This is a genomic window from Sedimenticola hydrogenitrophicus (genome assembly GCF_025175675.1).
GTDB lineage: Bacteria > Pseudomonadota > Gammaproteobacteria > Chromatiales > Chromatiaceae > Sedimenticola > Sedimenticola hydrogenitrophicus.
Genome location: NZ_JANIOA010000074.1, coordinates 1 through 7,135, shown reverse-complemented (window position 1 = coordinate 7,135; position 7,135 = coordinate 1). Strand labels below are relative to the sequence as shown.

General features: G+C 57.9%; 5 protein-coding genes. 3 read left to right on the top strand and 2 right to left on the bottom strand.

What is annotated here, in order from left to right:
* Positions 1 to 21: 21 nt before the first annotated feature.
* Positions 22 to 897: a substrate-binding domain-containing protein gene (locus tag NPX02_RS20695; protein ID WP_260295955.1), complete on the top strand. Its 876-nt coding sequence runs from the start codon at positions 22 to 24 to the stop codon at positions 895 to 897.
* Positions 898 to 1,193: 296 nt separating this feature from the next.
* Here NPX02_RS20695 and NPX02_RS20690 read toward each other — a convergent pair whose 3' ends face one another.
* A complete protein-coding gene (locus NPX02_RS20690) occupies positions 1,194 to 1,763 on the bottom strand; it encodes a hypothetical protein (RefSeq protein WP_260295954.1) in 570 nt (189 codons plus the stop codon).
* Between the two features lie 203 nt (positions 1,764 to 1,966).
* Positions 1,967 to 4,825: a toll/interleukin-1 receptor domain-containing protein gene (locus tag NPX02_RS20685; RefSeq protein WP_260295953.1), complete on the bottom strand. Its 2,859-nt coding sequence runs from the start codon at positions 4,823 to 4,825 to the stop codon at positions 1,967 to 1,969.
* Positions 4,826 to 5,098: 273 nt separating this feature from the next.
* Between NPX02_RS20685 and NPX02_RS20680 the strand changes: the two genes are divergently transcribed.
* Together NPX02_RS20680 and NPX02_RS20675 are read left to right on the top strand one after the other, a co-directional pair.
* Positions 5,099 to 6,319 carry a helix-turn-helix domain-containing protein gene (locus NPX02_RS20680; protein WP_260295952.1) on the top strand — a complete coding sequence of 407 codons (1,221 nt, stop codon included), beginning with the start codon at positions 5,099 to 5,101 and terminating at the stop codon, positions 6,317 to 6,319.
* Positions 6,320 to 6,355: 36 nt separating this feature from the next.
* Positions 6,356 to 6,985 carry a Vgb family protein gene (locus NPX02_RS20675; RefSeq protein WP_260295951.1) on the top strand — a complete coding sequence of 210 codons (630 nt, stop codon included), beginning with the start codon at positions 6,356 to 6,358 and terminating at the stop codon, positions 6,983 to 6,985.
* Positions 6,986 to 7,135: the final 150 nt, after the last annotated feature.

Below are 7,135 nucleotides of genomic sequence, written 5' to 3'. Positions count from 1 at the left end.
CATAACTAAAGAGCCATACGTATGAGCAATGCATATCATCGCCTGGGGTTGTTGGCTGTTCTCTTCCTGTTTTCCAGCGTATCCAACGCAATCACTTTAACCTGGGTAGGTTGTGGAATAACAAAAAAGGCCTTCATGCAGGAGCTGGTGGTAGCCTATAAAAAAAGTACAGGGATAGAAATTTTACTGGAAGGTGGTGGTGCTACCAAAGGCATTAAATCGGCGACGGAGCACACTGCCGACATGGGGGGATCCTGCCGATATCGGATTAAAGGCGAAGCGCCTGACTCAATGATCACCTTTAATCCCGTTGCCTGGGATGCCCTGGTAGTCATCGTCAACAAAGACAACCCGATTGAGTCCATCAGTATGGAGCAACTCAGGTCACTTTACCGCGGCGAGATTAACAACTGGCAGCAACTCAATGAACAGGACAGGTCGTTGGCACTGGCGGTCCGAAACGGCAAGATCTCCGGTGTTGGCCTGACGATCAGACAACTGGTCTTCAACGATCCTGACATGGATTTTCCACAAAACAATGTTTACAAGTCTTCCGGCCCTCTCGAGGAGGCCGTTGAAAATAACTTGAACGCGATAGGTATGACGGGGATCAGCAGCGCACGTAAAAGAAACGTAAAAATCCTTAAGCTGGACAACAAAGAACCCAGCTTTGACAACATCAAATCCGGTAATTATCTTTTATATCGTCCACTCTACCTGGTGATTGACAAGCAAAGCGAAAATGTAAAGGAACTCGAGAAGTTTCTGGGTTTCGCTCACTCAAAAGCCGGCAGGGATATCATTCGCAAGAATGGTGTGGTCCCGTATCTCGAAGCACTTGCCCTGAGCATTAAACAGCAGTCGCAATGGAAAAAAGCCAGGAACCAGGCTAACTAGTGCCTATCCAGAAACTACAGAAATCGTCATTCCATCCTTAGGTCCGTAACCGGTGCATCCCTGCACCACTTCTCCGGCGAATGCCGGACAAAAGCGCGAAGCGCATTGAACGACTGAAAGTCGGCCCGAAGGGTGTGCGAAGCGAATCATCCAGTAACTTGTTGAATCCCCTCGACCCCGGCCTTCGCCGGGGTGACGACAATTTAAATTACGTGCGTTTCTGGACGGACACTAACTAAAAGTAATTCAGATTATTTGAGTTTAAAATATGCAAGCTCAGACCCGATTACCTTGCCTCACGGAACCAGGCGAATCTCCAGGCGTGGCAGCCAGCGATTTTTTGTTGATAGCTCCTCCAGATGGATCCCCTTAAACGCTGGTACATCGAGATCATCGGGTGGGGCAGCCAGTTCGTTCAGATCGACCGCCATGCCGGTGCCCGAGTAGCCGTAAGCGGTCGGTGTCAGCCTGTATAGGATTCCGTTCCAGAAATTTACCCCGTATTCCGATGGCTGCTTGAACATGAACAGAAGGTCATGCTCCAACCAGTGCAATCCGGTGTCGGAGAGCCAGTGCGGATTCCGGTAAGGGTAGGGCAGGTGACACATCAGTTCCGGCCCTTCCAGGCATTTCATTTCCTTCATGGAAAGGAAGTAATCCGTGAACCGGTCGTATTGCATGTTCAATCGGTATTTATGCCCGCCGCCTTCGGGCATCAGGCTGATGTCGGCGATTTTGTGCCGCACATCCTCGTTGTCGAGCAGATACACCGTTCCCGTCGCCGCCCCGCTTCGCGATGGTAAGGCAACTGCCAGGAGCAGTGCGCCGATAACCATGAATGTCCGAAAAAAGCTCGCCAATGTCATGAGTCAAGTCTCCTGTAGCAGAAGCGATCCATCGATATACAGGGAGTGAGTATTGTCTAATATCGGGTGGTGATCCATGGCACTTAGGTACCAGTCGATTTCGGGCCGACTTCTGGATGTCCATTTTTCACAGAGAGATCCGGGAAATCCAAATTGAATCGTGGTTGTCCAGTTCGTTTGGCCCACGTCCGTGCAGGCGGCGTTCAGAATCGGGGCGTCAGCAACCCCGGACAGGTGTCATCGGCTGGCGGCGGGCCCACGTAACGCAGCCAGTCTATCATTCCCAGGTTGTGGCTCAGCCGTTTACATGTGGTGGTGACCACGTCGGTTGTATTGAGTGCGTGGATCGACCATTCGCCTCCGGTATAGAGGCGCAAGCGTGTACCCTTGATGCCGAGCGCCAATACCGGTGCCGGCGTGTTAATGCGTGACTGTTCCTGTCCGTCGCTCAGGCGCCAGATTCGCGCCGTGTCGTCCGAGCTGCCCGTGGCGAGCAGCGCACCGTCCGGTGAAAACGCGAGCGCCAGCACCGGGTTGCGATGCTGCAGATAATGCAACGCCTTGCCGGTCTCGAGTGACCACAAACGGGCCAAATGATCCGAGCTGGCGGTGGCGATTATCGGCGCCTGCGGATGGAATGCCACGGCGCGCACATCGTGGCGATGGGCAAGCTGGAGGCGTTCGGAGCCATCGCCGGTTTTCCACACACGGGCACTGCGGTCGGAGCCGCCGGTGGCGACCAGCCGACCATCCGGGCTGAACCCGTGACTGAAGATGAACGGGGCGTGCGCCTGTTGCCATTGCACTGTGCCCTCGCGCCATGACCACAGGCGTACCTGAGAGTCCTGGCTGCCGGTGAGCAGCCACTGGCCGTCCGGACTGAAACCCAGGGTGTCTATCGGTGCGCCGATGTCGAGCGTGCGAATCGGCGTGCCGAGTGGCAACTGACGCAAGTCGACCGTGCCGTCGAAACGGGCGAGGGCGAACGTGCCGCCATCGGCGCTGACCGCAAAGGTGCTGATGTCGGCGTCCTCGTCGAAGCGCAGCACCGGCTGTGTGTCACCATGGACGCGCAGTTGCCAGTGGGGGCGTCCGAGCGATTCGAGCAGGTAGCCGGCATCGGGCAAAACGCGGGTTGGGGCGACATTGGCCCCCTCTCCCGCGACGCGGCTCGGGCCATTTTCGAGTGTGCGATCGGGCAGTGTCGCCTGCCATACGCGCACCTGACCGTCTCGTCCGGCGGTAAGAATACGCTCTGTGCCGGCCGCCCAGTCGATGGCGGTGACAAAATCTTCATGCACAAAGCGCAATTGCTCGCTGCCGTCGTACAGCGACCACAGCCGGGCGGTATTGTCGTTGCCGGCGCTGAGCAGCAGGCGGCTGTCGGCACTGAATTGAAGATGGTGTACGGGATTCTGGTGCTGCATCCGTGCCACGCGCTCGAGACGCCGGGCGTGATAAAGCACGACCGAGCCGTCACCGACACCCAGCGCAATGCGACGGCCGTCGGGCGAAAAGCTGGCGCGATGCACATTGGTGATTTGCCCGAGGCGCTTGATCGGGCGGGCGTCGGGCAGTTGCCACAGATAGGCGCCGGAGTCGGCAGCTGCCATCACGCGCTCATTCTCGGGATCGAAATCTATGTCCACGATGGGCTGACGCAATTTGACGGCGGTGACTGGCCGCTTGTCGTCGAGCTGCCAGATGCGCATGCGTGGCCCGGCACTGGCGGCCAGATAGCGTCCGCCCTTACTGAATTTCAACAGGTCTACCGCCGTATCGAGGGATTCGGCCAGCGTACCGGCCGCGCCGGGATTTTCGGTATCCTGCAGGTGAACGCGGCCCGCGGCGTCGCCCAGCGCGATAAAGCGTCCGTCCGCCGTACAGGTTGCTGCGTGGGCTCGCGCCAGATTGATCGGCGCTGTATCGGCGTTTTGCCACAGGTGCACCTGCCCCGATGCGGTGCGTGCCAGGAAGGCGCCCGCCGCGCCACAGCGGACGAGCGACCGCACCCGGCTGTCGAGCGGCCAACTTGTCGGTGCGGCGTCGCCCGTGGTAGTGCGTGCATGCACCCGCTCGCCTTCCGCATAGACCACCCGCCGGGCGTCATCGACAAACAACGCGGCGCCGATGCGCTGCTGCGGATGTGACCAGTTCGCCAGCGGTATCGGCAGCAGTCGCAGGGCATGGCGCAGGGGGATATCGTTGCCCAGGGCTGGGCGGCGCTTCCAGGATTCAATCGCCAGTAAGGCGCTGGTCTCCAGAAGCGCCGCCTGTTCGCTGGCGACCAGCGCCGCGTCTGATCCGAGTTGGCGCGCCACCGCCTCTTTGCGCGCCAACTCGGCCTGTCGCTCGGCGACCAGTGCCCACGAGGTCAGCACCAACAGGCTGACGATGCCGATAACCGCGCCGCCCAGCGCCAGGCGCAAGCGGGTGCGGGCGGCCTGCTGGCTGGCCTGGATGAAGCCCAGCTGCACATCGGCGGGTGGAGGGGATTTTCGGGCGCTTTCGGTTAGCCACATCTCGGCCTGTTTGAGCGCCTGGCCTTTCAGCAGCCGGCTGCGTTCGTGTCCGGCATCCTGCCAGGCCAGCGCCGGGCTCATGAGAGCGGTATGGCGCTGCAGCCAGTCCAGGTCGGTATCAAGCGCCGTGGTCAGTGCCGCCAGGCCGGCTGTGGCGTCGTCGCCATCGCGCAGGAAAATCCAGTTCAGTTTCGCCAGTTCCTCGGGTACCTGCGCGGGTGATACGTCCTTGACGACCACCGGTACCAGACGCTTGTTGAGATTAACGGCAATGTCCAGTTCCTGGCGGCACACCGTGGAGGCCAGTGCGGTGGGGCTGAGCATGAACACGAAGGCATCGGCGGTGCGTATGCCGGTCTCAATCTCGGCCATCCATTCGGCGCTTGGGGCGATGCCCTCCCAGTCGACCCAAAGCGCCCGACCCTCGGCGCCGAGCGCGTCGCACCACCGGCGCACGGCATGCTGGTCCTGGCGGGCGTAGGAGACAAAAATGCGCGCGAACGCCTGCGCTTCCATCGCCGGGCTGTCGGCTGCGCTCATGTCGGGTCCATACCGTGCTCCGAGTGTAGAAGAGATACACGCCCCCGCTAAACCGGAGGGCCACCATGTTTTGATGCATACCCAATATAATAATTTATAAAACAGAGTTCGGGACGCCCCGACCCATGAATATATTGATACAGTCGATACTGTCCCGGTTTGTTTCCGGAATTCAGTCGGGAAGAGGTGTGCTGCCCCCCGTAATTCCAGATATTGAGATAGACTAAAGACCAAGCGGGCAACCGTACGAGTGAAAATGGTGGTGCGCATTCGATGGACTCACAAATTACAGGTGCTGCACAGGCGTTAGCCAGGGGAGATCCTCTGGGCGCACTAAACCGGGTTGCTTTACGCGACGACGCTCAAGCTTTAGCCCTGCGCAGTATTGCGATGGCGCAGCTCGGCGATTTTTCCAGGGCCAGAAGCTTGATAAAAAACGCGATACGGGCCTTTGGGCGTAAAGAAGCGCTGGCCAGGGCGCGTTGCATTGTTGCCGAGGCAGAAATTGCGCTTGCTTCGCGCGACTTGGGCTGGCCGTCAAGGGTGCTCGACCCAGCGCGAAAAACCCTGGAAGCCCGTGGCGATCTTGCAAATGCCGTTCACGCACACTATCTCCAGATTCGACATTTATTGCTGACAGGTCGTATTGACACTGCCACAACTATGCTCACTAATTTCGATCCCTCCGCTTTGTCGCCCGCGTTGCGAACCATACACGAGTTGGTCACCGCAGGAATTGCCATGCGGCGCCTGCAAGCAAAAGCGGCGCGCGCCGCGCTCTCCCGGGCTGAAGTTGCCGCGCAACAAGCGAGCATTCCCGCACTGGAGGCGGAGGTTGAGAGTACATTGCGGGAACTGAATTCGCCTGCTGCGCGCCTGATCGAACAAAGCGGCGAGCGTCTATTACGACTCGAAGAAATCGAAACCCTGTTCGCATCCAATGCTTTTATTGTCGACGCCTGCAGGCTGACCGTGCGCCATGGTGTACATGCTATTTCACTCGCAAAACGTCCGGTGCTATTTACCATAGTACGCGAACTGGCTGAAGCATGGCCGGAGAATGTTTCGCGGGATCGATTGATTGAACAGGCTTTCCATATAAAGCATGCCGATGAATCGCTGCGCGCGCGCTTGCGCGTGGAAATCGGGCGGTTGCGCGCCGCCCTGAAAACGCTTGCCAATATAAACGCAACAAAAGAAGGTTTTGTTTTGGAGGTAAACCCTGCGCAAAAAGTGCTTGTGTTGGCGCAGCCGGTTGAAGAGAAACACGCGGCGGTACTCGCGTTACTGGCTGATGGCGAAGCCTGGTCAAGTTCGGCGATTGCACTTGCATTGGGCACAAGTCAGCGCACCGTGCAGCGCACGCTCGACGCGTTGTTGACTGAATCGAAGGTACAATCGTTTGGCCGCGGTCGGGCTCGGCGCTGGGTATCTCCCCCGGTGCCGGAATTCGCGACAACTTTGTTACTCCCGCACTCGCTGGCAACGGACTAGGATTACTCCACGAACGCATTAAACGAGGAGACAATCATGAAACAGACCACAGCCAATGTCATTGATGAATACGGTCCATTTACCGGTGTCGATGCTGTTCACGGTGTCAGTTATGACGGCCAGAAAATCTGGTTTGCATCGGGTGACAAACTCCACACCATCGACCCGGCGAGTGGAGAGCAAGCCGCCTCAATCGATGTCACTGCAAATGCCGGCACGGCTTATGATGGCCAACATCTGTATCAGATCGCCGACGACCACATCCAAAAGATCGACCCGAACAGTGGCGAGGTACTTTCCAGTATTCCTGCCCCCGAGAGTGGCAGCTCCGGGCTCGCCTGGGCTGAGGGCAGCCTCTGGGTAGGGCAGTATCAAAACCGCAAAATCCACCAGATTGATCCGCAAACGGGAGCGCTCATCAGTACCATCGAGTCCAACCGTTTTGTTACGGGCGTTACCTGGTTGGATGGCAACCTTTGGCACGGCACCTGGGAAGGGGATGAGAGCGAACTGCGGAGAGTTAATTCCCAGACGGGAGAAGTTTTGGAAAGCCTCAAAATGCCACCAACCATCGGTGTATCTGGACTTGAGTCCAACGGCAAGGATCGGTTCTACTGCGGTGGTGGAAACTGCGGCAAGGTAAGAGTCGTATTATACGCCGAGTAAGAATATTTTAAGGAAACCGAACAAGGAAACCGGGTCCCATTGATCCAATCAACAATAAAGTTGCATCTGACCCGAATGGCACTTACTTAATGCGAATTGCAGGATTTTCGTCATTCCGGCGCAGGCCGGAATCCAGGATTATCGCCACCA

Excerpts from the sequence above, each read along its gene's own strand:
- NPX02_RS20695 (WP_260295955.1), top strand. The coding sequence starts at position 22 with ATGAGCAATGCATATCATCGCCTGGGGTTGTTGGCTGTTCTCTTCCTG.
- NPX02_RS20690 (WP_260295954.1), bottom strand. The coding sequence starts at position 1,763 with ATGACATTGGCGAGCTTTTTTCGGACATTCATGGTTATCGGCGCACTG.
- NPX02_RS20685 (WP_260295953.1), bottom strand. The coding sequence starts at position 4,825 with ATGAGCGCAGCCGACAGCCCGGCGATGGAAGCGCAGGCGTTCGCGCGC.
- NPX02_RS20680 (WP_260295952.1), top strand. The coding sequence starts at position 5,099 with ATGGACTCACAAATTACAGGTGCTGCACAGGCGTTAGCCAGGGGAGAT.
- NPX02_RS20675 (WP_260295951.1), top strand. The coding sequence starts at position 6,356 with ATGAAACAGACCACAGCCAATGTCATTGATGAATACGGTCCATTTACC.